The following is a 24,633-nucleotide window of genomic DNA, read 5'->3' as shown; positions in this document are numbered from 1 at the left end:
TCATGAGCAGCAAGAGAATCTTAGTTACAGAAAAAGCCATAAGTGTAATCAATCAGTTGAAAGCAGAATACGGTGAACTTTTTTTTCATCAGAGCGGGGGATGCTGTGAGGGATCTTATCCACATTGTTTTGAAAAAGGAGGTTTTCTGATCGGTTCTAATGATGTTTGCCTGGGAGAAATTGAAGGATGTAAGTTCTATATGGCTGGTGATCAGTTTGAATACTGGAAACACACCCAGTTAACTTTAGATGTAATTGAAGGGAGAGCCGCTGGTTTCTCCCTTGAATCTACTTTAGATATGGGGTTTATTATACATTCAAGGCTGTTTACTGACGAAGAATTGAAGACATTGGAACCTGTAAATTTGAGCCCGGAAGAATAAAAATGCGTTTTTTTTAAATAAAATGCACTAACCATTTTGAAATCCAAAAAAAGAAACTACATTTGCAGCCCACCAACCGAGGTGGGGCATGATCGGAATCATGTGAATAAAAGGATGGTGCGGTAGCTCAGTCGGTAGAGCAAAGGATTGAAAATCCTTGTGTCGCCGGTTCGATCCCGGCCCACACCACTGCTTAGAAAGCCCTGTTTCATACGAAGTAGGGCTTCTTTGTTTGCTACCTGAATTCTTCGATAAACTCAAATTCAATTTATATTTCTTCTTTGTCTCTTTTTACATGATCGGCAAGTTTAAAGCCAGTATCACTATCCACACGCTTATCATCCAGGAATAGTAGTACCACTAAAGAAATAATTGGAATAAGAAATGAAATGAAAAACCAGAACCAAAAACTTCTTCCCTGACTCTTTGCGAAAATCCCGGCAATAGTTTGTGGTAATATTAAACCTATTAATAAGAGCAGTTCGGCCATAAATATTGCTAAATAAACAGCTTCATAAAGTTAAGGATATTTTATCCATTCGTAAATTGCTATAGAAAATAAAGCGGCTAAGCCTGGTAGGCAGAATTAATGAGGCTCATGATAGCCATCAATGTACCTAAGCCTGAAAGAATACACAATATTGTTCCCAGTTTACTCTTTTTAGCAGAAACAGACAACAGTGCAAAAGCAAAAGAAACAGGTCCCAGGATATTTAAGGTCATGGCAATAGCTTTGTACGTCGCATCTGGTGCAACCTTAATTTCATAACTTGCATTAGCTTCGATAAGGGTCAAAGCAATAGCTATTAGCAGCAGTGCTAATGATAGCATTGCAAAACGGAAAGCACTGTTGGCGGTATTCATATTCTTTTTTAATATTTTTAAAGCTAATCAATTAATGGAAAAGATATTTTTTATCCGTCTCTGTCGTTGTTTATAGAATAACTAACCAATTTAAAGATTCCCATAACTAATAGAAAAATGGAAACTCAACTTGAAAAAAACAAAGCAGTAGTCAAGCGCTTTAACCTCGAAGTCATTGAACAAGGTAACCTGGAAAGCTTTAAAGAATTGATGGATGACCAATTTATTAACCATACTGCTCCAGAAGGTAGTGACAACGGGCCCGGAGGAATGATCTATACATTTAATCAGGTTTTAAGACCTGCTTTTCCTGATATGAAAATTACAATTTACGATCAGATTGCAGAAGGTGACCTGGTTACTACCCGTAAAACAATTACAGGAACACACAACGGTACCTTTATGGGGATGCCGGCAACCGGAAAGAAAGTTACGATCCAGGTAATCGATATTGTAAAAGTTGTGGACGGTAAATATTATGAACACTGGGGCATAAATACGCTTTCTACTGTGCTCACGCAACTCGCTACAGACTATGTCATCAAACAGCCTGTTATATCTCATCCGGAGACAGAATCGATCATCAGTAACTTATTTGATAAAAATTCCAAAATTTAGAATTTAATACTAAATTACATACGCCAAATACGAGCTAAAACCATTTAATAATAAAAGCAGGTAGTATGAACGAATTTCAAATTAAAAAGTCAGACGTCGAATATGACGCCATAATAGTTGGGTCCGGAGCGGGTGGGGGTATGGCAGGATATGTGCTGGCCAATGCCGGTCAAAAAGTGCTGATGCTTGAAGCAGGTGCTTATTTTGATCCACGTCTGGACGCGCAACAGCTAAAATGGCCATGGGAATCTCCAAGACGTGGTGCAGGAACTGTACGCCCATTCGGAGATTTTGATGCTGCTTATGGAGGTTGGGAACTTGACGGTGAACCTTACACTCAAAAGAACAATTCCGAATTTGCCTGGTTCCGTTCAAGGATGCTGGGAGGAAGAACCAATCACTGGGGACGTATCTCTCTGAGAATGGGACCCGAGGATTTTAAGTGTAAAGACGGACTGACAGACAACTGGCCTATTACTTATGAGGAAATCAAACCATTTTATGATAAAGTAGACCGGTTAATCGGGATCTATGGAACTGTAGAAGGTATCGAAAGCGAGCCGGACGGTATTTTTATGGCACCACCAAAACCAAGGTTAAATGAACTGTTTATAAAAAAAGCAGCAAAAAAGAATGGGGTAACTGTTATTCCGGGCCGTGGTTCAGTCTTAACAGAAGCGTTGCCAAATAATAAAGATCGTGCCCCTTGTTTCTATTGTGGGCAATGCGGCAGAAGCTGTAAAGTTTACGGTGACTTTTCTTCTTCGTCGTGCCTGGTTATACCAGCAGTAAAAACAGGAAATCTGACTGTAATCACTAATGCAATGGTACGTGAAGTACTGACAGATAAAGGCGGTCTGGCTACCGGTGTATCTTATGTAGACAAAACTACAATGGAAGAACATCAGGTTAGAGGAAAAATAGTTATCCTTGGAGCCAGTGCATGCGAATCCGCACGATTGTTGCTAAACTCTAAATCTGTCGCTCACCCTAACGGTTTGGCGAATAACAGTAATGTAGTTGGTAAATATCTGCATGACTCAACAGGGGCAAGCTTAAGTGGCTTCCTGCCACAACTGTTAGATCGTAAACGTTATAACGAAGATGGAGTAGGTAGTGTTCACATTTATTCCCCATGGTGGCTTGACAATAAAAAACTAGACTTCCCACGTGGTTATCATATTGAATATGGCGGTGGATTACACATGCCGGGTTACGGCTTTGGTGGGGGGATAGAGAATATGAACGGTGCTGTACCCGCAAGAGACGGTAAAATGAAAGAAGCTGGCGGATACGGTATAGGTTTGAAAGATGATTACAGACGCTTCTTCGGTACACAAGTAGGTATGGCCGGTCGTGGAACAGCGATAGCCAGAGAATCAAACTACTGTGAAATAGATCCTAAAGTGGTGGACAAATACGGTATTCCTGTATTGCGTTTTAACTATAAATGGGCTGTTGAAGAAGTTAAACAAGCCAAACACATGCAAGAAACCTTCCAGGAAATGATGCATACCATGGGTGCTATTGTGACTTCAAAAGTTCATGGCCCTGAAGATAATTATGGACTGGAAGCTCCAGGTAAAATTATCCATGAAGTAGGTACTGTCAGAATGGGGGATGATCCAAAGAAATCTGCTTTAAATAAATGGTGTCAGGCACACGACTGTAAAAACCTGTTTGTTGTAGATGCTGCCCCTTTTGTACAACAGGGGGATAAAAATGCAACCTGGACTATTCTTGCTTTATCGATGCGTACAGCAGAATATATCCTTGCAGAAAAGAAAAAACTTAACCTGAGCTAACCAAAATAGACATGAACAGACGTGAATCACTCAAAGCCTTAGGCTTAACGGCTATAAGTTCAGCAGTATTGCTGGAAGCTTGTAAACCAGGAGCGCTTAAAACAGATAAAGCGGTAGATGAAAAAGCTGCCGCTCAACCAGGCAGAGAAGCTTTCGAAGTAGAAAGAGACCATGCTTTAAATGCAGCAAAGTTTTTCAATGCACATGAAATGGCTACTATTGCAATCCTTTCAGATATTATCATTCCAAAGGATGGAAAATCAGGAAGTGCTACAGATGCTAAAGTGCCGGAATTTATTGAATTTATCGTTAAAGATATTCCCGACCATCAGATACCTATGCGTGGCGGATTAAAATGGCTGGACATCCAATGTCTTAACCGTTTTCAGCAAACCTTTAAAGACGCATCCGAAAAACAGCGCATTGAAATGGTAGAAGACATTGCTTATCCGAAAAAAGTTAAACCTGGAATGCAGCAGGGAGCAGCTTTTTTTAGTCTGATGAGAGATCTGACGGCTTCAGGATTTTTTACTACAGAGATGGGAGTGAAAGATCTGGGCTACGTAGGTAATGTACCCAATAAATGGACTGGAGTACCTGCCGATGTATTGAAGCAGTACGGAATGGAGAACGTTTAATTCAATCTCTTTGTATTGGAGGCTGCTAAATTTCTGATGATAATTCAGGGATCAGCAGCCTCTTTTTTTATTGGGATTTCCTCTCCTGCTACCGTTAAACTTTGTATCTTATCTGATCTAAAAAGAGCTGAATGACCCTGATTATTGTACTGCTTTGTATCCTGCTATTAATTGTAATGGTGTCCGCCATGCGGATCAATGCTTTTCTTTCGTTCCTGATCGTTTCCATCATTGCCGGCATCGCGCTGGGTATCCCGCTAAATAAAATTGCCGGCTCTGTCGAAAAAGGAATAGGCGATGTGCTGGGTTCATTACTCATCATTATTACCGTAGGTGCTATGCTAGGGAAACTGGTTGCCGATAGTGGAGCGGCCCAGCGGATCGCTGCTGTGATTATGAAGATCTGCGGAGAAAAATATATTCAATGGGGCGTAGTAGTCACCGGGTTTTTAATTGGTATCCCTCTTTTTTACGGAATAGGATTCGTATTAATGATTCCGCTAATCTTTTCCGTAGTTTATAAATATAAACTGCCGGCAATTTATATTGGTCTCCCCATGCTGGCTGCCTTATCTGTGACCCATGGATTTCTTCCGCCGCACCCTTCTCCCTCCGCTTTAGTTATACAATTCAAAGCAAACATGGGACTTACTTTATTGTACGGTCTGATCGTAGCCGTGCCCGCAATTGTGATTGGTGGGCCTCTTTTTGCCAGAACATTAAAAAATATTCCTTCCACTCCATTAAAAAGTTTTGTTCCTGCCGATAAACCAGAACACGAACTGCCAGGTACTTTCAATAGTTTCTTTACTGCTCTTTTACCGGTTTTATTACTTGTTATTGCTGCGGTATTGTCTTTTTCCGCTAAGCAGGCGCCCGGGTTAAACAACCTGATGGGACTTGTTGGAGAATCAAATGTGGTGATGTTGATTGCTTTAATTACTGCAACACTGACGCTTGGTATTTTCCAGGGAAAGAAAATGACTTATATCATGGATCTCTACGGAGAAGCCGTTAAAGATGTAGCTCTTATTCTACTGATTATTGGAGGTTCAGGTGCACTAAAACAAGTATTAGTAGATAGTGGCGTAAGTGCGCAAATTGCAGTGATGTTAAAGGAACTGCATATGCAACCTTTGTTTCTGGGTTGGCTCATTACCGCTGTTATCAGGTTTTGTGTTGGTTCAGCTACGGTAGCTGGCTTAACCACTGCCGGTATTATCTTACCGCTGATGGTTGCTACGCATACAAACCCAAATCTGATGGTACTTGCAGTAGGAGCAGGAAGCCTGATGTTCTCTCACGTAAACGATGCCGGATTCTGGATGTTTAAAGAATATTTCAACCTCAGTCTGAAAAATACGTTTAAATCATGGGCATTGATGGAATCAATAGTTGGAACAGCAGGACTGATCGGCGTACTTTTATTAAATCAAATTATCTAAAGAATATACAATGGAAAACTTAAGTGCAGAAGCGCAATTTGCAAAATCAGGATTAACGCTGCCACCAGCACCAACACCTCTTGGAGTTTATAAACCATATTTGATTGATGGTAAATATCTTTACTTGTCCGGACACGGGCCTGTTAATGATGATAAAAGCCTGATTATTGGCCGTATCGGTGCTGATCTTACTCAGGAGGAAGGTAAACTGGCAGCAAGACAAGTTGGTCTGACCATGTTATCCACCATTAAAACTAACCTGGGTACACTGAACCGGGTAAAAAGAGTAATCAAAGTTTTAGGCATGGTCAATTGTACGCCAGACTTCGAAAAACACCCCTTTATTATCAACGGCTGCAGTGAATTATTTGCACAAGTATGGGGCGAAGAAAATGGAATAGGTACACGCAGTGCTGTAGGTTTTGGCTCATTGCCTGATAATATTCCGGTAGAAATTGAAGCAATGTTTGAATTACATGAGTAATATGGCAGCAGACTGGTATTTAATTGATGAAGTGGATCAGCTGGACTCTCCAGCCCTGGTATTTTATCAGGACAGAATAACTGCGAATATTGAAACATTAAAGCAAAGCATTAATGACATAAACAGGTTAAGACCCCATGTTAAAACCCATAAAACAATAGAGATCACGCAACAATTATTAACAGCCGGGATCACTAAGTTTAAATGTGCAACTATTGCCGAAGCAGAGATGCTTGGTCTTTGTCAAACACCGGATGTATTGTTAGCCTATCAACCCGCAGGACCAAAGATTGGCCGGTTTATTCAATTGATCAAAACCTATCCGGATACTGCGTTCTCCTGTCTGATAGATAATGAATTCTCTCTGAAAGAGATTGCCCGTATGGCCATAACTTCAGGAGTGAGTATACGTGTTTTTCTTGACCTTAACGTTGGGATGAATAGAACGGGTATACTACCAGGCGCAGCGGCATTAGCACTTTATGAAGCTGCAACGGTTGAAAAGGGTGTGGAGATCTCAGGACTTCATGCCTATGACGGTCATATTCACGACGCAGATTATGCAGTAAGAGAAAAGCAGGCAGCAGTTATATTAGCATCCATTGATAAATTGACCAAACAGATTGTTGGGAAGGGGATGGCAGAACCGGTGATTATTGCCGGAGGAACACCTACTTTTCCGATTTATGCAAAGCTTGACTTTATAGAATGCAGTCCTGGAACATTTGTGCTGTGGGATAAAGGCTATCAGGATGCTTTTGCAGAACAAGACTATCTGACCGCAGCCCTGGTCATCACCAGGGTAATTTCACTGACTTCTGCTACAAAAATTACCGTAGACCTCGGACATAAATCTGTAGCAGCAGAGAATCTATTAAAAAAGAGGGTTCATTTCTTAAATGCGCCCACAGCAGAAGCCGTAAGTCAGAGTGAAGAACATCTGGTACTGGAGCTGGAAGCAGATCATGGTTTCCAGGTCGGGGATGTTCTGTATGGTTTACCCATACATATCTGTCCTACAGTAGCACTTTACGGCAATGCCAATATCATTAACAAACATAAACTAGAAGGAGAGTGGAAGATTATTTCACGGGAGAGGAAGATTAATATTTAATTTTTAAGCTGATGTTTACTTTAGATGCACACCTCGATTTAAGTATGAATGCGCTGGAATGGAACCGCGATCTGCGTTTACCAATTTCTGAGATCAATGACAGAGAGCAGGGGTTGACAGATAAACCCGATCGCGCCAAAGCTGTGGTCTCTTTACCGGAGCTTAGAAAAGGTAAGATCGGTTTAGTTGTTGCTACCCAAATTGCGCGTTATGTTGCCCCTGGAAATAATTTGCCTGGCTGGCATTCACCAGAACAGGCCTGGGCACAAACCCAGGGACAACTGGCCTGGTATAAAGCCATGGAAGAAGCAGGGGAAATGGTACAGATCAATAACCTGGAAACCCTTGAAAAGCATGTGCTGTTATGGGAAAATGGGCAGGACAACGCGCAAAAACCTATCGGCTATATTTTAAGTCTGGAAGGCGCAGATTCCATAGTCACCATCCAACATCTCGAACGCGCCCATGCCAACGGTCTTCGCGCAGTTGGCCCGGCACATTATGGCCCAGGAAGATACGCACAAGGCACAGATGCCACAGGTTTTATGGGCCCTAAAGGTTATGAACTGCTCAAAGAGATGGAACGTTTGAATATCATTCTGGATGCTACCCATTTGTGCGACGACAGTTTCTGGGAGGCACTGGATCATTTTAACGGACATATCTGGGCATCTCATAACAATTGCAGAGCTTTAGTCAATCACAACCGTCAATATAGTGATGGACAAATTAAAGCATTAATTACCCGGGGCGCAGTCATCGGCCTGGCTCTTGATGCCTGGATGATGGTACCAAATTGGGTCCGCGGACAATCTACCCCAAGAGGAATGAATTGTAATCTCGAAGTTATGGTGAATCATTTAGATCATATCTGCCAGATCGCAGGTAATACTTTGCATGTAGGAATAGGATCAGATCTGGATGGTGCATTCGGAACAGAACAATGCCCATATGATGTGGAAAACATTGCAGATTTGCAGAAGATACCTGCGCTTTTAACAAAAAGAGGTTATACAGCTGAGGATATTAAAAACCTGATGCAAGGAAACTGGCTGCGGTTCCTCAGAAAAGCATGGCATTAAGCTCTGGCAACAGTTACTCACGTCATAAACAAGTTATCCACATAAAATGTGGATAACTTGTTAGTGCCAAAATTAACAGATCAGACTTTGATATAGATTTTACGTCTGTCCAGTACATATCCTACAAGCCAACATACTAGCATAAAGCTTATTGCGAATAATAGAGAGCCTATAGGTCCTGGTGCAATCACCTGAAAGAAATTAACATTTATCCACTTGCTAAAATGTAATTGTGGAAAAAGTAAATCGATAATAATCAGTAATAAGTCTGAAACGATATAAATGAACAAGGGGTTTTTCCCGAAAACCACGAAGAATTTTGTCCATTTAGTAGATTGTCTCACCTCAATAATATAGAGCAATGCACCAATAATCATCAGATCGAGTCCGGTGGTGACCAGTACAAATGAACTGGTCCATAATTTTTTGTTAATAGGCAGTACTGCATTCCAGCACACCGCGATTAAGACGAATAAACTTCCCATCAGGAAAAGCCTGGCAATACTTTCGTACCCTTTCCCTTTTTCCTGAATGAACTTACCGGCAAAATATCCGGTAACTACATTTACAATAGATGGAATTGTACTTAATATTCCTTCAGGATCAAAAGCAACGTGTTTACCATTCATAAAATCGCCATGATATAAATGAGAAGTTCCCATCACGAATTTATCCAGGTAATATCCTGCATTCCCTGTCATAGTTAATTCAGCACCAGGATCTCCAAAAACCAATAAACATACCCAATAACCTACCAGGAAAAGAACGCTCATCCAGATGACGGTCTTTCCTGATAGATAGTGGATCATTAGCGAAGCAATTCCAAAACACAGCGCTATTCTTTGTAAAACACCCAGAATACGGGTATTTCTTATGTCTGCAAATATAATATGCCCCTGATTATCATGTTTGAAAAACGGGAACCAGTAGATCAGAAAACCGATAAGAAAAATTAGAAAAGTACGTTTGAATATTTTTAGCAGCACCTGGGAATTGTCCATCTGGCTGAATCTTTTCATGGAAAAGCTCATTGCATTCCCTACTGCAAAAAGAAACGAAGGGAAAACCAGATCTGTAGGGGTGAACCCATGCCAGGCGGCATGTTCAAGTATGCCAAAAGGTATTGCGCCTCTTCCGGGAGAATTGACAATGATCATGAAACATAAAGTCATGCCACGGAATACATCCAGGGAAAGAAAACGCTCGGTTAGTAGTTTCATAGGCTTATTAGATTTATTCCTTTGTTAAACAGGAACTCCTTTAAAGATAGGGAGTTCCTGAATGAATTTTCTGGCTAGTTATATCCAGGATTTTGTGTAAGTATTTTCGTGCCCCCCTGAATACTCAGGTCAATCTGACGCTGAGGGATAGGATAGTATTCATTTCTTCCGGAGGTGAATTTGCCCCTTCTTACATCAGAAGTGATCTTACCCTGGAAATTGAAATAGGCATTCAATTCTTTCTCTGCAATACCCCAGCGTACCAGGTCAAAAAAGCGGTGTCCTTCCATCGCGAGTTCTATCTTGCGTTCATAATAAATTGCACTCAGTGCATAAGCCTGACCCTGACTGGCAAAATCGCCGGCAGGATACTCATTAACCTTGTAATTTGCAGCCGGAACATCAGAGAATCCTCCAAGCGGATTAGAATCATCTATGTACTTATAAACCCAGCCTTCTTTGTTTGCAGCTCTGGCTCTTACCCGGTTTACGTACTGCTGTGCCGTAGCCAGACTTCCTGCCTGCGCTTCACATTCGGCCGCCTGTAACAGCACATCAGCAAAGCGGATAACCAGGTAATTGATTGCTGAACCTGGTGCCCAGGTCGTTTTGTCTGCATCCGTAGCCGCAGTTTTTTGCCAGTATATATTTTTCTTTGGTCCATAAGGCCCGCCGTAGCTCTGATCTCTGATCCATGCTGCGCCAGGGTAATTTCCCCAGTCCAGATAAGGAACACCTCTTCTGCCAGCTGTCCAGTCAATCCTTGGATCTAAAGTTCCCTGGTCAGGAATAAATTCTGCCCCCCCGCCAACACCCATGTCGTTTTTAACCGCATAGTCATTGTAATTGGAAAGGTAAGGAAGGCCTGTTGTTTCATTGGTTCTGAACCTGTTTACTAAATCAATAGAAGGCTGGAAAAACCCGCAGCACCCAAATGGGCTGCCCCCATAAGGGAAATTCAGCATATCTCCATTATTACCACTTGTCGGGCCGGACGGATCTGCATTCGCTGCCATCTGTATCGTAAATACCTCTTCCGGATTGTTTTCCTTACTAGGCATAAAATTATCCTCGAATGAAGCATTCAGATCATATTTTTTACCACTGCTGGTTACACCTGAAGGGATCACCACATCAAATACCGCTTTAGCATCCGCATATTTCTTCTGGTATAAATAAGATTTTGCGAGGTAAGCACCAGCCGCCCATTTATTGACTCTGCCTATTTCTCCCTGTGTTGCAGGAAGATTTTCATATGCAAACTTAAAATCGCTGGTAATTTTAGTCCATAGCTCAGTACTCACTGGCTGATTAAAATCAGTAGTAGTTTCATCGATCCATGGCGCATTGTTCCAGAACTTCTTAATTTCAAAATAGAAGTGAGCTCTTAAAAACCGGGCCTGTCCGGCGATAACTTTTCCTTCCTCCGGTGTAATGTCTGTTGCCTTTGCTAAAAATTTCAGTACGTTGTTTGTGCGGGAAACACCTTCATACAGTGCCTTCCATTTTCCGTTGTAATAAGCATTGTTTGCATCAGAATAAAAGTTGGCAATAGGGTCAATAGCGGGCTGATCAGAGCCGTCACTACCTTTAGAGGCGTCGCCACCAGCAATCGATCCGAAGACCCAGTTACTTGGTGAACCCTGCCAGGCTTCACCACCACCTAAACTCTGGTTTGCTCCCTGCATCCCATATAAGGCTGCATAAGCACCAATCAGTAAGGAGTTTACTCCGTTTTTATTAGCCACCAGTTCTTCAGATACTGAACCTAGAGGAGGTTGTTGTAAAGCCTTTTTACAGGAATAGAATGATTGTCCTGTCAAAACCAGTACAGTCAATAAAATAAATGTAGATTTTTTCATCTTAATATTTTTTAAACCAAAAGGTGATTAAAAGGATAAGTTTAAGCCGACTAAGAAAGTGCGCTGACTAGGATAAGAACCATCATCGACACCATAAGCAGTCTGTTGTCCGGTTTCACTCGACGTTCCTATTTCCGGATCAACACCAGAATATTTGGTAATCGTAAACAAATTTGCTCCCGACAGGTAGACCCTTAATTTATTGACACCTATTTTCTGCAATCTTGCCGAATTGAAGGAATAGCCGATCTGTGCATTTTTTAATCTCAGATAAGAGCCATTTTCTACGAAATAAGAATTCGGAACCGCATTGGTACTGAATGAATTTGCTGTTTCCTGAATAGGCGCTTTTGCATTGTGATTTTGTGGAGTCCAGGAATCATATAAAGCTGTTTTACTTTTCGCACCTCCGAAGGATGGTGTGAAATCTGTCCACCATTTAACCTGGTTCCAGATGGAATTCCCCTGAACACCATAGAAAAATGCACTGAAATCCCAGTTTTTATAAGTCAGCCCCAGGTTTAACCCATAGCTATAAGAAGGATTCGCATTCCCAAGAAAAGTACGGTCTTCTGCGGTGATACGGCCATCACCATTTACATCAGCATATTTAAAACGGCCCACACCTATGTCAGTCTGGTATACATCATTGGCATTACCTGTAGCTGCCTGTGCTTTTTTATTAGCCTCATCCACCTCTTGCTGAGAATTCCAGAAGCCATCTACTTTATAACCAAAAAACTGGCTGATCGGATGTCCTACTGCATTGCGGATAATATTACTTCCATCAAAACGACGCGCATCCACATCATAATAATCAGAACCACCAGAGATCTTCTGGATTTCATTATGGTAAGTTGTGATCGTAGCCGTTGCATTCAGTTTAAGAGAACTGCTGACCTGTGTATTTCCGGAAACTGAGATGTCAAAACCATTATTTTTCATCTGCGCTATATTGACAAAGGGTACCTTTGCTGCACCGCTAGTGGCAATCATTTCAGGATTATACAATAAATCTTTGATGTTTTTGCGGTAATAATCAGCAGAAATATCGATATGTCCACCAAATAACGTCGCATCAAAACCAAAGTTTGAATTGATGTTTTTCTCCCATTTGGCATTTGGATTACCAGTTTGATTCTGATAGAATCCTGAAACAATATTGTTTCCGCCACCAATGGCATAATAAGATGTACCTACTTTACTTCCGAAAGTTGTGAACGAATTACCGCCACTTACATTCAGCTGATTTCCCATAATACCATAACCACCTCTGATTTTCAGGTCGGTTATCCATTTTACATTTTTAAGGAAACCTTCCTGAGAAATTCTCCATCCCGCACTTACCGCGGGGAACCAACCATAAACATGCTGAAGGAACTTAGAAGAACCGTCACGGCGTATTGTTGCACCGATCAGATATTTATCATTATAACTATAATCTACTCTTCCAATCAGCGAGAATAAAGTATTGGCCGTCCGCTCACTAGTTGTTTTCATGGGTCCGCTTCCAGTAGACAGATTGGTGTAATCCGGATCAAAAGAAAAATATCCCTGATTAGAACCTGTAGAAACATGCGTATTCTCTCTGAAAAACTCTGTTCCTGCTACCGCTTTAATCCGGTGCTTATCAAATGTTTTATTAAAAGAAAGCGTATTGGTCCAGCTATAATTATACCCATCCAGCGCAGATTCACTATAAGAATTGATAGTTGAATTTTCTGAATTTTCATATTGTGGATATACAAATGCACGTGTAGCACCCGAATAATTTTCTCCACCAAACTGAGATCTTATCGTCAGGAAGCCGGTCAGATCAGCCTCTGCGAAAATATTACCGAATAGCCTGTTCTGTTGTGATTTATTATCTCTGGTACGTTCCTGCATCGCTACAGGATTGTAAGCATCGCCCAGGTTACCACCGTAAGATCCGGCAAAGTTACCCATGATATCTCTGACAGGAATGATAGGTTGCTCTCTGAAAGCATGACCAATTGCATTGTCGCCACTTAAACCAGCAATTTGTGGGTTATTGGTAATGGAATACGCAAGGTTTTCACCCACACGTACGCGTTTACTCACATTATACTGACTATTAGAACGGATTGTATATCTTTTCAGGTAAGTATTCAATAAAGTACCTTGCTGATTGAAATAATTTGCAGAGAAAAGGTAACTACCCTGATCAGATCCCCCTGTGATGGCTACATTCTGGCTCGTGATCGAAGCAGGTCTGAAGATTTCATGATACCAGTCTGTTCCTTCTTTATTAGCTCTTGAAATACGATAAAAGCTATTGTATTCATCAGCAGAAGTATAAAATGGTTTTAGTTTATAGCGTGAAGGATCGGCTCTTGGATCACCTTCCTTAGCTCCTGCCGGCAAAATATAATCAGGCAGCACATAAGCGGGTCCACTACCATATAAGGAATCTACAAAATCTGTTGCTCCCGAATTGGTCATTGCCAGATGTTTGAGGTCTGCCATTTCCTGAGGATTCAGCATATTCCATACATTACCACCCTTAGGGCGCTGCGTACCATAATAAGCATCGTAAGTCACCGTTACCTTACCCTTACCTTTTTTAGTGGTAATAACAATTACTCCATTTGCAGCTCTTGAACCATAAATTGAAGCTGATCCGGCATCTTTCAATACTTGCATAGTCTCAATATCATTCGGATTCAGGTCGGCAATACTTTGTGTAGGTACACCATCCACTACATATAATGGATTATTATTTCCAAAGGTATTCACACCCCTGATCCTTACCTGGGGCTCTTCTCCGGGCTGCCCTGAGCCTAATACCGTTACGCCAGAAGCCTGACCCTGCAGCAAATTGTTTACCGATGCGGTTGGCTGTTTGATCATTGACCCTACATTGACTACAGATACCGCACTGGTCAGATCTTTCTTTCTTTGCGTACCATAACCTACCACTACTACTTCTCCTAAAGATGTAAGTTCTTCAACAAGTTGTACGTTTAAGGTTGTACGCCCATTTACAGGCATTTCTTTGGCTGTAAAACCAATATAAGAGAAGACTAATATAGCATCCGGTCCTGTTGCAGCAATTGCATAGCTTCCATTTGCATCCGTTGTTGTGCCGATTTTAGTTCCTTTTACATTGACACTTACCCCCGGCAATGGTTCTCCTTTATCTGAAGTTACCTTGCCCTTTACTGTGAGCTGGTTTTGATTTGTCAGCTGGCCAGTTGTTAAACCTGAAACATCTTTCTCATAAAGCAGAATCTGGTTGTCTTCGACTTTATAATAAATGTTCAAAGGATTCAGCGTCTCATTCAGTATTTGCCCTAAAGGCTTGTTTACCGCAGTTACTGTTACCTTACGCTGCGCTTTGATCATAGTAGAACTGTAGACGAAGTTTACCTTGGTAAGCAGTTGTATTTCGGTCAGTATCTGCTTGATCTGGCCCTGGTTAATATTAATTGAAATTTCCTTGTTTAATATTTCCTGCCCCGTCACATTTTTGGCGAAGGACGTGCAGGTGAATAAAATGCCAAGAAAAATTTGTGTCATGGATATCCGCATTGCTGTTTTGATTAAAGCAACAAATCGCTTTTTTTTCATACCTTTAGAAGTTTTTGTTCGTTAATGTGAAAATTTCGTACAGAGATTATTGGCTGGCAATGTTGGGGAACTTTGTCAGCCTCTTTTTTTTTGAGGAATTTGGTTAGTAGATCTTCAATCGGTCCATAGGCTAATTTGATTTTTGGTTGGTTAGGTTAGTTGATCGGTTATTTTGTTTTGATAATTATTTTGGTTCCTGATATTTCATAATGTGCCTTTATGGTATGGCACAGCAGGTCTAGCTTCTGATATAAATTCTGTCTGGAAATATCTCCAGTAAACGTATTGTTGTAAAGTTCCTGATCTTCAATGATGAATGCAATTCCATAGGTAGTCTGTAATTGATTCAGTACTTCTGTTAATGGGGCCTCTTCAAAGACATAGGCCGCCTTAGGCATACTTTGACTTCCAACGGGTAGGATAGGCAGAGGATCGGCTACCAGAGTGGTTTCAAAATCATCATTGTCTTTTTTGTAAGTTGTCTTTTGATTTGGCGTCAGGATTACTTTTTTATTCTGATTAAAAAGATGTTTAAGATTTAAATGCTGATCCTTATTCAGGCAAACCATTACTTTCCCGGTTTTTACGATCACCTGTGTTTCCTCAGTAGCCGGATTGGATTTGATAATGAAGCTGGTTCCAACTACCCTGGTAATTACGTTTTTATTATAAACATAGAAAGGTCTGTGTGGATTCTTACTGATTAGAAAATAACCTTCTCCCTTTAAAGATACTTCCCTGGTCTGCGCAGAAAAATGTGCTGGATAAGTTAAAGAAGAAGAAGGTTGCAGGATTACAACGCTACCATCTTCCAGATTGATTCGCAGCGGGGCAGAAGTGTTGTTTTTCTTTTCCAGTATATTGGTTAGCGCCTGGAACTTTAAATACTGCGGATCCTGGTGATTGTTCAGAAATAAATAACCAGTGATTAAAGTAAATGCAATGAGCGCAGCAGCAGCAAACCAGGTCAGCAGCGGCATACGTTTTAAAAGACCCGGATGAGGAGTTGAAAGGTGAGTTTGGTCACTGCTACCTGTTTCCAGGTTGATCCTGTCCCATAGTTTTTGTTCAAGCGTTTGCAACTCATCGGGATAAATCTCTTCCAGGTCGTCCCGGTCCAGCATACCATACAATTTTTCAATCACGATTAACTCTTCCTGAGAACATTTGTTCTCCAGGTATTTTTCTAATAATGAATGAAGGGCTTGTCTTTTCATTTGGTGCCTTTAAAAGTGTATGTACGTTTAAGTGGCCCTATCCCTAAAGAAAAATAAAAGAAATTTAAAATTTATGAAAGAAAAAGAAGGTGAGGAATAAAAAAAGATACTCCTTTAAATGAAAGCGCATACTTTTCAGCGATTGTGTAATGTGGTATTCCACTGCTTTTTCTGAAATATTCAACTGCTGGGAAATCTCTTTGGTAGAGCGGTTATCAATTCTGCTTAATTTAAATACTTCCCCTGTTTTTTTCGGCAGCAGTGCAATTCCCTGGTTCAGCGCTTTAGAAAGATCATTGACTAAAGCCAGATCATCTGTACTATTGGTAATATGGTGCTGCTGGCCATTCACATGATCCTGATACTTTTCTTTAACCAGCTGCGATTTGTAATGATTAATGATGCTATATTTCAGACTTCCGAATAAATAACAATCCAGCGCGTTAATCGCAATACTTTCTCGTCGTCTCCAAAGATCTGCAAAGAGGTTCTGCGTGAGTTCTTCTGCTAATTCTTTATGGTATACCTTGACATAAGCCGCTTTGTAAATTCCCATCCAATAACGGGTATAGATTTCTTTAAAAGCCAGCCCATCGCTATCTTTCAACAGATCTACCAACGAATTATCAGAGAGACTTTTATATTTCATTTAAATTATACCTGGCAATAAAATTTAATTATACATTTATCTGGCTTTAACACCTATTGGTGTGATTGTTTAATGGTTTTTGCTAAAAATCATCCTAAATATATTAAGAAATAACAAAAATGATTGTCTTTATGCTTAAAACTAGTTGTTTTGGGCATAAATCTAAACAGACATCCAATAAAAGCAATTAATCTTAATTATTAAGCCCTTAAGTTAGTAATTTAATCAGTAATAATGTCCTAAACAATAACAAGTTATCAGCCTGCAGTATTTTAGAAGAAATATAAAATATAAATAATGGTGCTAAAATAGTTGAACAATTGGCTGGAATCCAATAACATTGTGAACGAAAAAAAATGTCAATTAGAGTTAAATATATTTTGATTTGGAAAAAATATATCCTATGTTTCTGTGTTTTTAATCAAAACTATTATTTTAGAGGTTAAAGTTCCCCTTTGAACTAAACAACGCTATTTTGAAGGTTTTTGCAGACCGAATAAAGTTTCATCTTCCTGGGAAGAAAGAAACCTGTTTTTATGTTTAAATCGTAATGAACAAGAAAGATGGAAACAAAAAGACAAATTAAACTCAATTACACTCAGGAATTTAAAATTGCCTGTAAAATAAATAACCTGAAGCCTGAAGAGTTGCTGCATTATTTTATCAGTTATGTCTCTTTTTATGCGTTTATAGGTGGTAACATGGAGCCGATGTATCTTTGGGCAACGACTGCATGTATTGATTTTAAAGAAGCGCATGGTGGGCAACCTCAGCCAGTCAATGACCATAGAATACAGGAAATTTGTTTGAAATATATCAAGAAGCTGACTACTTTAAATATGAGCAGCGGAACCTACAAGATCATAGCGCATTATAAAATTGTTTCCTTAATGAAAGAATGGTCTTCAGAAATGCTTCCCATTACAGATTATGAACTGGAGATACAAACTGATGACGGCAATTTGCTTGAGTTGACATTTGACTTTAATTTGGTCTGCCGGATGAACGGAACAAAAATACAAGAGCTGCTTCAATATTTTATCAATCAGATATCTTTAGCAAGAGAAAGGGCTTTAAATCTTCGCCAGGTTGTTAAGACTGATCCCAGTACAGCTTTCTTATTGCTTTTGAGCAGTAATCATGAAAGTCTCAGAAATAAAATATTACCTCAGCAGGACATGTATAAAAAATACGCTGCTCAATTACAAAAACTGGATGAAAAGCTAGAGGGGGAAAGTAATCTTGAGAACAAAATAAGAAATTATAATAAATTTTATCTAGCGTGGTATAATGCACTAAATCAAAACATCAACTAATCAAACCCGGTTATTCTACCTTAATTGCCTGTTAGAACAGACAACAGATGAGGTATATCTTTTGACTGCTTCCAATGGAACCATTGTGCGGTGCAAAAAAAATAACTTAAAACTCTTGAGTCATGGACATCGTTATGCCTGTGAGGAAAATAAAATAAACAATATGGACTCAAAAGGACTAGATAGGTTAGCCTACACTGAAGATTTCAGGGTGGCCTGTAATATCAACAATCTTAAACAAGAAGATGTCTTGCAATACTTTATAAACAGGGTTTCTTTTTATGCATTTAACGGGGGTGAAATGGAGGCAGTATCCTTATGGGCCACAAGTATCGTAATTGATTGTAAAAAAGAAGTAAATGCAGAGATAAAGGCTGTAACAGACAGGAAGGTAAAGCGGATATCCCTGAAATATATTTTAATGCTGGGCGAGCTGAATGAGAATCCATATCTGACTACAGTGGATAAGATGAAAGAAAGTTTTAACCTGATGAGAGAATGGGAGATTGATATGTCACCGCTGGTTGATTATCCCCGGATCTTTCCACTGGATGAAGGCCATTCTTTAGCGCTGACCTTTGATTTTAATCTGCTGTGCAGGATGAATGGAGTTGAGGCGGTTCAGGTTTTACAATATTTCATGAATAATATCTCCATGGCCAGTGAAAGGGCGATAAATCTGATAGAATTCGTGGAAACGAATTCTTGTATGTCCCTTTTTGGCATGATGCGGCTAAGTCTTGACGACAAAAAGAACAGAATACCCATTCACCAGGAAATTCATAAATGGTATGGTGAAAAGTTACTGCTGCTTGATGACCGGCTAAAGAAAGAAGAAAACCTGGATAAACGTATTGCTGTTTACAGAGCGTTCTATAAAGAATGGTATAACTCTTTGCGGAAAAACATCAATTGAAAGGTTTAATGGAATCTTTAAGAGTGGCACATTAAACCTTTCAACTGACGGACTATACTTTTTTGTCTTTTTTCTCGAGCAGCGCTGCAGATGGCAGAAAATCTCTGGGCGACAGTCCGAAATGATCAGCAAATACATTGATGTGTTTCAAATTGTATTTAGCCGGATTTCCGCTGTTTTCCACGTTGCCAATGAAAGATGCTTTAACCCCAATAATGTAGGCAATATCTTCCTGTCTTAATTTCTTATCAGCTCTTAATTTTCTGACGAAATCAACCACATGCTGTTCAATAAGATCTAGTTTTACCTTTCCTTCCATTTGCCGACTAAGTAATTTATATTCCCATTTATAATTTACACATATAAGTGTAAATATGACGTGTTTCTGTTTTATAAGTTAAATTATTGAAATTTGACAATATAATGTTGCATGATTTAACCTATTTCAAAATTTGTAAACCCTTATAATTAAGCACATAGGAGATGAACTTTTCTAAAACAATTTAAGTTCTAAACAGGCAGTTGGTGATGTGAAATAACAGAGGATAAGATACAGAAAAAAACTTTAACTGTATCTTATCCGCTAATTATTACAAAATTTTCCAGAATAGTTAATCTGGAGCCCTCATCACATACAAAAAAAAATATCTGGTCGTTTCTCAGTATATTTGTTACAAAAAAAGCTTAGATATTTAAATGAATAAGACCCCGGCTGGTTTATCAGCTTTTAAAAACCTGGATAGCCTGCTTGTTGCGCTGATTGGCTTTATCCTGCTCTTGATTTATACCAGGCATACTGGAGTTGGAATTTCACCCGACTCTATTGTTTATGTGAGTGTCGCCAGAAATATTCATGAATACGGGGCCTTGCTGGATTATACTTTAAAGCCAGTAGTTGACTTTCCTGTATTTTATCCTTTATTTTTAAGTGTAGCTGCTTTCTTTTCCGGGATGGACCCGGTTGCTGCAGGGCCCTGGCTGAATGCTTTACTTTTTGCACTGGTTATTTTTTGCACCGGCAACCTGATAGAGTCATTTCAGGAGAAAAACCGCATTTATAAAATCGCTATACTCTTATCTATTGCAATCAGCCCATCACTATTTGATGTTTATGCCATGTTTTGGTCGGAAACATTATTTATTCTGCTGTCGCTGTTGTTCCTGATCGCCTTTAGAAGCTATTTGAGGACACGTTCAATAGTTGCCTTACTCTTTTGTGCATTCATAGCTGCAATAACCTGTGTAACCAGATATGCCGGTATTACAGCTATTGCAACCGGTTTAATGATGATGGTCTTTGACCGTTCGCTGGAATGGAAGAAAAAAATACTTCATTGTTTTTTATTCGGTTTTCTCTCCATCACATTGCTGGTGGCCAATCTGGTCCGTAATACGATGGTGGCAGAATCACTTACCGGCCCCAGGGAATCCGGGATTACTTCGTTAGGAGATAATATTTTTTATTATGGGAAGGTAATCTGCTGGTGGCTGCCTGCGCTGGATATGCATCCGGGTTCCTATATGATTACAGCTAGTGTCCTGTTTGTGGTAGTTTGTGTGGTATATCTGAAGCGAGCCTGGCTTGCCATAGCTTATACCACTGCAGAGAACTGTTTTGCCGCATTTTTTATAGTCTATACTGTGTTTATTATCGGAGTTTCGACACTTTCACATTTTGAGCAAATCAATAACAGGTTTATATCCCCGGTATTTATTCCAATGCTGATTACGCTAACTTGCTGGATACCAGGAGCAGTGATCAGGTTTCGGGCTGTGAAGCACCGCATCGCTTTAGGCTGTGCAGGCGTTGTACTAATTGCTTTTCAGGCCAATGAACTTGTTAAGCTTTATGGAATGTATCAGGAAGTCAGTGAATACGGCATTGCCGGGTATACAGACGACTCCTGGAAAAAGTCTCAGACTGCCGGATTCCTCAGAAAGCATGCTTCAGTTTTTAAACCTGAATATGAGTTATATTCCAATGCGGCAGAAGCGGTTTACTTTAATGGTGGTTTAAGAGCGACTTCACTGCCACATTGTATCGAAGACCACGATATCCATGATTTATTTTGTAAACAAGCAGTGTACGTGATCTGGTTCCGGACCATAGAAGATCCAGATCTGATCAATCTATCTGCTTTGAGAAAACGGGCAGATCTGGTGAAGCAATATAGTTTCAATGACGGCGATATCTACCTGGTGAAACCGTATATTACTCCATAAACCCCGGAAATTTAAATTAATCCCTTGCGTGGAAACAAGCTCTGCATCTTGGCTCATAACTTTCTTTTTCTCCGAGCAGAATTTTAGCGTCGCTGGCTACCCTGCGAAAAGAATACATGGCAGGACTTCCGCATCTTACGCAGACTGCATTTACTTTAGTGACCAATTCTGCGATGGCCATTAAGGCAGGAACAGGGCCGAAAGGTTTACCACTGAAATCCATATCCAGACCAGCTACAATTACCCTGATTCCTTTATTCGCAAGTTTATTACAAACTTCAGGTAATTCATCATCAAAAAACTGGGCCTCATCAATACCAACAACCTGTGTGTCAGATTTCAGCAACAGGATTGCCGAAGAGTGTGCTACAGGGGTAGCTTCAATAGAATTATAATTATGAGATACGACTGCTGTTTCATCGTAACGGGTATCTGTTGCGGGTTTGTAGATCTCAACTTTTAGTTTAGCGATCTCTGCGCGCTTTAATCTTCTGATCAGTTCTTCCGTTTTGCCTGAAAACATGGAGCCGCAAATTACTTCAATGCTGCCGCCATATTCTCCTCTGCTGTAATTTTGTTCGCTAAATAACATGCTGTATTCTGGGGTGTAATGACCGGCGAATATCGAAATTTTGTAGTACTTTTGAGTGTTTAGTTATCAACATAAATCACCAATTCTTACGTTATACAACTATGATGAACCAGGAGGACATATTCAAAAAGATAGGGCAGATACTTAATGAGTTAAATGACCAGTACCAATATCTTGCTCAAAACCCCCGTGAACTCAATGAATTGGAGCTTGAACTTTTCCTGGCAAATGCCAGTTTCTTGTCTGACCATGTCAATATTATTAAAAAAATAAATAGCGGTACTGCCCCCCGGATCTTGTCCGGCCCTGCCGAAATCAAAAAAGATGAGCCTGCAGAAGATGTTTCTTCTACACATGAGATCCTGCCTGCCAGACCCAGATTGGATGATGATATTTTTAAACTGGATAATGAACCTTCAAATTTTGAATTCATCTTAAATGAGAAGCCCTCTACCGATAAATTCGAGTTCGAGGAAAAGTCCATTGATGCCATATTTGACAGGCCATTAAGTAAAGAAGAAGAGCTGATTATTGCACAGAAACAAAAGCTTAGGGAAATGGATAGTCTGGGGATACAACTGCCAGAAGATGATGAGGTAGGGCCTGAGCCGTTCCTGGTATCAGAACCTGTCATAGTGCCTGAAGTAGAGGAAATTAAAATAGAGCCGGTTTTTCATCAGGAGGTAAAGGAAGACGAAGTTGCACAGGCTATTATCGGAACCACACCTGAATCAGCAGCAGTACCGGAGCCAAAACCTGAGCCAGAACCGGAGCAAGAACCAGAAGAAGAGATTATCCCTGTAAAAGAGCTGGTAGAAGAAGAGATGTCTCCTGTCATAGAACCTGTAAAAGAAGAACCAGTTCCTGTTATTGAGCATAGCAAAGAAGAGGTTACAGAAAAACCAGTTCCAGCTGAGAGGCCAGAGCCAGTTAAAGAACCAATTTTTACATTTGAAGCTAAGCCTGTTCAGGAAGAATTATTTGCGCCTGTGCAAAACCAAAATCAGGCAGAAGCTGAGCCAGAAAAACCTGTAGCAAAGCCTACATTAAATGATATCCTGTCTGGCAATACGAATGTCAGGAATGTTAATTCTGAGAGCACCAGGATACAGATTAAAGACCTGAAACAAGCCATTAGTCTGAATGATAAGATGCGTTATATCAAAGACCTGTTTAATGGTTACAACCTTGCCTATGCAGAAGCTATAGATCTGGTTAACAAAATGCCTGATTTCAAAAGCGCGGACGAATTTTTACAGGGCAGTTATGCAGCGAAGAATAACTGGGCGTCAAAACAGGAAACAGTAGATCAGTTTTATGAATTGTTAAACCAGCGCTTTACTGTTAAATAAAGCCCATTCTATTTGAATCCAGTTTAAGGAAGATAAACAGTAATACTGTAAAGCTCCATAAAGACGACCCTCCATAGCTGATGAATGGCAATGGAATGCCAATCACCGGGATGATTCCGATAGTCATCCCTATATTAATAAAAACGTGGAAGAAGATGATACTGGCCACACAATATCCATACACTCTGGAAAAGGTAGAACGTTGCCGTTCTGCCAGGTTAATTACTCTTAACAGTAGAAAGATATATAATCCGATGACTACAGAACAGCCCATAAAACCCCATTCCTCTCCAATCGTAGAGAAGATAAAGTCGGTACTTTGTTCAGGCACATAGCCATATTTAGTCTGTGTACCCTCTAGAAAACCTCTGCCGGTCAATTGTCCGGCTCCGATGGCGATCTTAGACTGGATCACATTATAACCTGCCCCTTTAGGATCTGTTTTAAGACCCAGCATAATTTCAATCCTTGTACGCTGATGGGGCTCAAGAACCTTTTCATAAGCAACCTTAACCAGAAATAAATAAGCAATAGCTACGATCGTAGTCAGAATCATCGAAAACATCATCTTCTGTTTTCGTCTGTTCTGATAAATAAAGAAACCCCCAACCACAGCAATAATCGGGATCAGGATATAAGAAGGAACCAGGAAATCGGCGATAAACAACACGATCATCCCCAGGAAAATCAATAAGAAATAACCGGATAAACCCTCTCTGTACAAAGGAAACATGAAGGCAAGAAATACCAGCGCAGAACCGGTATCGGGCTGAAGCATAATCAGGAATAACGGAAAGCCTATAATCAGGCCCGCAAAAAAGATAGATTTGACATCAGTAAATTTGGGATTGAAATTCCCGACATACCTGGCAATGAGCAAGGCAGTTCCAAATTTAGCCAGTTCAGAAGGTTGCAATCTGAAAGCACCCAGAGGAATCCAGGCCTGGTTACCGGCCACTTTACGCCCAACAACCAGAACGGCCATCAACAGTAACATCGTAATCCCATAAACAACAGGTGAAAATACACTGAAGAATTTGGCGTCAAGCAACAGGATAGAGAATCCCAGTATTAATCCTGTGATGATATAAACTAATTGTTTCCCGTAATTACTGCTAAAATTAAAAAATGTTGACGTTTCAGGATTATAAAGAGAAGCATAAATATTGACGAAGCCAATGGTACATAAGGCCGTGTAAATCAAAATGGTGATCCAATCTACATTGAAGAAAAAGCGGCTGCCTTGTTGCGTAGTCATTTGC

22 protein-coding genes and 1 tRNA gene are annotated in these 24,633 nt (G+C 40.2%); 13 read left to right on the top strand and 10 right to left on the bottom strand.

Annotated features, from left to right (window positions below):
- The first annotated feature begins 2 nt into the window (after positions 1 to 2).
- Both ABIB30_RS24640 and ABIB30_RS24635 read left to right on the top strand, forming a co-directional pair.
- Positions 3 to 383: a DUF779 domain-containing protein gene (locus ABIB30_RS24640; protein ID WP_354305679.1), complete on the top strand. Its 381-nt coding sequence runs from the start codon at positions 3 to 5 to the stop codon at positions 381 to 383.
- A 116-nt stretch (positions 384 to 499) separates the two neighbouring features.
- Positions 500 to 572 (top strand) — tRNA-Phe (locus tag ABIB30_RS24635).
- 79 nt (positions 573 to 651) lie between these two features.
- On the opposite strand, the gene ABIB30_RS24630 is transcribed toward ABIB30_RS24635, so the two are convergent.
- On the bottom strand, positions 652 to 873 hold the full coding sequence (locus ABIB30_RS24630) for a hypothetical protein (protein ID WP_354305678.1): 222 nt from the start codon (positions 871 to 873) through the stop codon (positions 652 to 654).
- 77 nt (positions 874 to 950) lie between these two features.
- Positions 951 to 1,247 (bottom strand): hypothetical protein, encoded by a 297-nt coding sequence (locus ABIB30_RS24625; protein ID WP_354305677.1) that lies wholly within the window; start codon positions 1,245 to 1,247, stop codon positions 951 to 953.
- Between the two features lie 117 nt (positions 1,248 to 1,364).
- Here ABIB30_RS24625 and ABIB30_RS24620 point away from each other — a divergent pair, with 117 nt between their 5' ends.
- The 7 genes from ABIB30_RS24620 to ABIB30_RS24590 all read left to right on the top strand — a co-directional run bounded on the left by ABIB30_RS24620 (position 1,365) and on the right by ABIB30_RS24590 (position 8,433).
- On the top strand, positions 1,365 to 1,865 hold the full coding sequence (locus tag ABIB30_RS24620; protein WP_354305676.1) for an ester cyclase: 501 nt from the start codon (positions 1,365 to 1,367) through the stop codon (positions 1,863 to 1,865).
- Positions 1,866 to 1,930: 65 nt separating this feature from the next.
- Entirely contained in the window at positions 1,931 to 3,670 is a 1,740-nt protein-coding gene (locus ABIB30_RS24615) for a GMC family oxidoreductase (RefSeq protein WP_354305674.1), read from the top strand.
- Positions 3,671 to 3,681: 11 nt separating this feature from the next.
- The gene (locus ABIB30_RS24610; protein WP_354305673.1) at positions 3,682 to 4,308 is read left to right on the top strand and encodes a gluconate 2-dehydrogenase subunit 3 family protein; all 627 of its coding nucleotides are present in this window, start codon (positions 3,682 to 3,684) and stop codon (positions 4,306 to 4,308) included.
- A 131-nt stretch (positions 4,309 to 4,439) separates the two neighbouring features.
- The gene (locus ABIB30_RS24605; protein ID WP_354305671.1) at positions 4,440 to 5,753 is read left to right on the top strand and encodes a gluconate:H+ symporter; all 1,314 of its coding nucleotides are present in this window, start codon (positions 4,440 to 4,442) and stop codon (positions 5,751 to 5,753) included.
- Between the two features lie 10 nt (positions 5,754 to 5,763).
- Positions 5,764 to 6,237: a RidA family protein gene (locus ABIB30_RS24600; RefSeq protein WP_183865844.1), complete on the top strand. Its 474-nt coding sequence runs from the start codon at positions 5,764 to 5,766 to the stop codon at positions 6,235 to 6,237.
- Positions 6,230 to 7,351, top strand: coding sequence for a D-TA family PLP-dependent enzyme (locus tag ABIB30_RS24595; RefSeq protein ID WP_354305670.1), 1,122 nt, complete (start codon positions 6,230 to 6,232; stop codon positions 7,349 to 7,351). Before ABIB30_RS24600 ends, ABIB30_RS24595 begins: the two co-directional genes overlap by 8 nt.
- An 11-nt stretch (positions 7,352 to 7,362) precedes the next feature.
- On the top strand, positions 7,363 to 8,433 hold the full coding sequence (locus ABIB30_RS24590) for a dipeptidase (RefSeq protein WP_354305669.1): 1,071 nt from the start codon (positions 7,363 to 7,365) through the stop codon (positions 8,431 to 8,433).
- Between the two features lie 80 nt (positions 8,434 to 8,513).
- On the opposite strand, the gene ABIB30_RS24585 is transcribed toward ABIB30_RS24590, so the two are convergent.
- The 5 genes from ABIB30_RS24585 to ABIB30_RS24565 all read right to left on the bottom strand — a co-directional run bounded on the left by ABIB30_RS24585 (position 8,514) and on the right by ABIB30_RS24565 (position 16,972).
- A complete protein-coding gene (locus ABIB30_RS24585; protein WP_354305668.1) occupies positions 8,514 to 9,653 on the bottom strand; it encodes an acyltransferase family protein in 1,140 nt (379 codons plus the stop codon).
- Between the two features lie 74 nt (positions 9,654 to 9,727).
- Positions 9,728 to 11,515 (bottom strand): RagB/SusD family nutrient uptake outer membrane protein, encoded by a 1,788-nt coding sequence (locus ABIB30_RS24580; RefSeq protein WP_354305667.1) that lies wholly within the window; start codon positions 11,513 to 11,515, stop codon positions 9,728 to 9,730.
- A gap of 27 nt (positions 11,516 to 11,542) precedes the next feature.
- Positions 11,543 to 15,106, bottom strand: a complete 3,564-nt coding sequence (locus tag ABIB30_RS24575; RefSeq protein WP_354305666.1) for a TonB-dependent receptor — start codon at positions 15,104 to 15,106, stop codon at positions 11,543 to 11,545.
- 167 nt (positions 15,107 to 15,273) lie between these two features.
- The gene (locus ABIB30_RS24570) at positions 15,274 to 16,323 is read right to left on the bottom strand and encodes a FecR family protein (protein WP_354305665.1); all 1,050 of its coding nucleotides are present in this window, start codon (positions 16,321 to 16,323) and stop codon (positions 15,274 to 15,276) included.
- Between the two features lie 64 nt (positions 16,324 to 16,387).
- On the bottom strand, positions 16,388 to 16,972 hold the full coding sequence (locus tag ABIB30_RS24565) for an RNA polymerase sigma factor (RefSeq protein ID WP_354305664.1): 585 nt from the start codon (positions 16,970 to 16,972) through the stop codon (positions 16,388 to 16,390).
- Positions 16,973 to 17,535: 563 nt separating this feature from the next.
- Between ABIB30_RS24565 and ABIB30_RS24560 the strand changes: the two genes are divergently transcribed.
- Together ABIB30_RS24560 and ABIB30_RS24555 are read left to right on the top strand one after the other, a co-directional pair.
- The gene (locus ABIB30_RS24560) at positions 17,536 to 18,288 is read left to right on the top strand and encodes a hypothetical protein (RefSeq protein WP_354305663.1); all 753 of its coding nucleotides are present in this window, start codon (positions 17,536 to 17,538) and stop codon (positions 18,286 to 18,288) included.
- A gap of 163 nt (positions 18,289 to 18,451) precedes the next feature.
- A complete protein-coding gene (locus ABIB30_RS24555) occupies positions 18,452 to 19,204 on the top strand; it encodes a hypothetical protein (RefSeq protein ID WP_354305662.1) in 753 nt (250 codons plus the stop codon).
- 52 nt (positions 19,205 to 19,256) lie between these two features.
- On the opposite strand, the gene ABIB30_RS24550 is transcribed toward ABIB30_RS24555, so the two are convergent.
- A complete protein-coding gene (locus tag ABIB30_RS24550) occupies positions 19,257 to 19,523 on the bottom strand; it encodes a helix-turn-helix domain-containing protein (protein WP_354305661.1) in 267 nt (88 codons plus the stop codon).
- A gap of 377 nt (positions 19,524 to 19,900) precedes the next feature.
- Between ABIB30_RS24550 and ABIB30_RS24545 the strand changes: the two genes are divergently transcribed.
- A complete protein-coding gene (locus ABIB30_RS24545) occupies positions 19,901 to 21,427 on the top strand; it encodes a hypothetical protein (protein WP_354305660.1) in 1,527 nt (508 codons plus the stop codon).
- A 16-nt stretch (positions 21,428 to 21,443) separates the two neighbouring features.
- On the opposite strand, the gene ABIB30_RS24540 is transcribed toward ABIB30_RS24545, so the two are convergent.
- Positions 21,444 to 22,019, bottom strand: coding sequence for a thymidine kinase (locus tag ABIB30_RS24540; protein WP_354305659.1), 576 nt, complete (start codon positions 22,017 to 22,019; stop codon positions 21,444 to 21,446).
- 101 nt (positions 22,020 to 22,120) lie between these two features.
- On the opposite strand from ABIB30_RS24540, the gene ABIB30_RS24535 reads away from it, so the two are divergent.
- On the top strand, positions 22,121 to 23,371 hold the full coding sequence (locus ABIB30_RS24535; RefSeq protein ID WP_354305658.1) for a DUF8457 domain-containing protein: 1,251 nt from the start codon (positions 22,121 to 22,123) through the stop codon (positions 23,369 to 23,371).
- Here ABIB30_RS24535 and rodA read toward each other — a convergent pair.
- On the bottom strand, positions 23,364 to 24,629 hold the full coding sequence (rodA, locus tag ABIB30_RS24530; RefSeq protein WP_354305657.1) for a rod shape-determining protein RodA: 1,266 nt from the start codon (positions 24,627 to 24,629) through the stop codon (positions 23,364 to 23,366). The genes ABIB30_RS24535 and rodA overlap by 8 nt on opposite strands.
- Positions 24,630 to 24,633: the final 4 nt, after the last annotated feature.

The sequence above is a fragment of the Pedobacter sp. UYP1 genome, from assembly GCF_040547305.1.
Taxonomy (GTDB): Bacteria; Bacteroidota; Bacteroidia; order Sphingobacteriales; family Sphingobacteriaceae; genus Pedobacter.
Note: the sequence above shows the minus strand (reverse complement) of the source record. Positions and strands in the feature narration are given on the sequence as shown.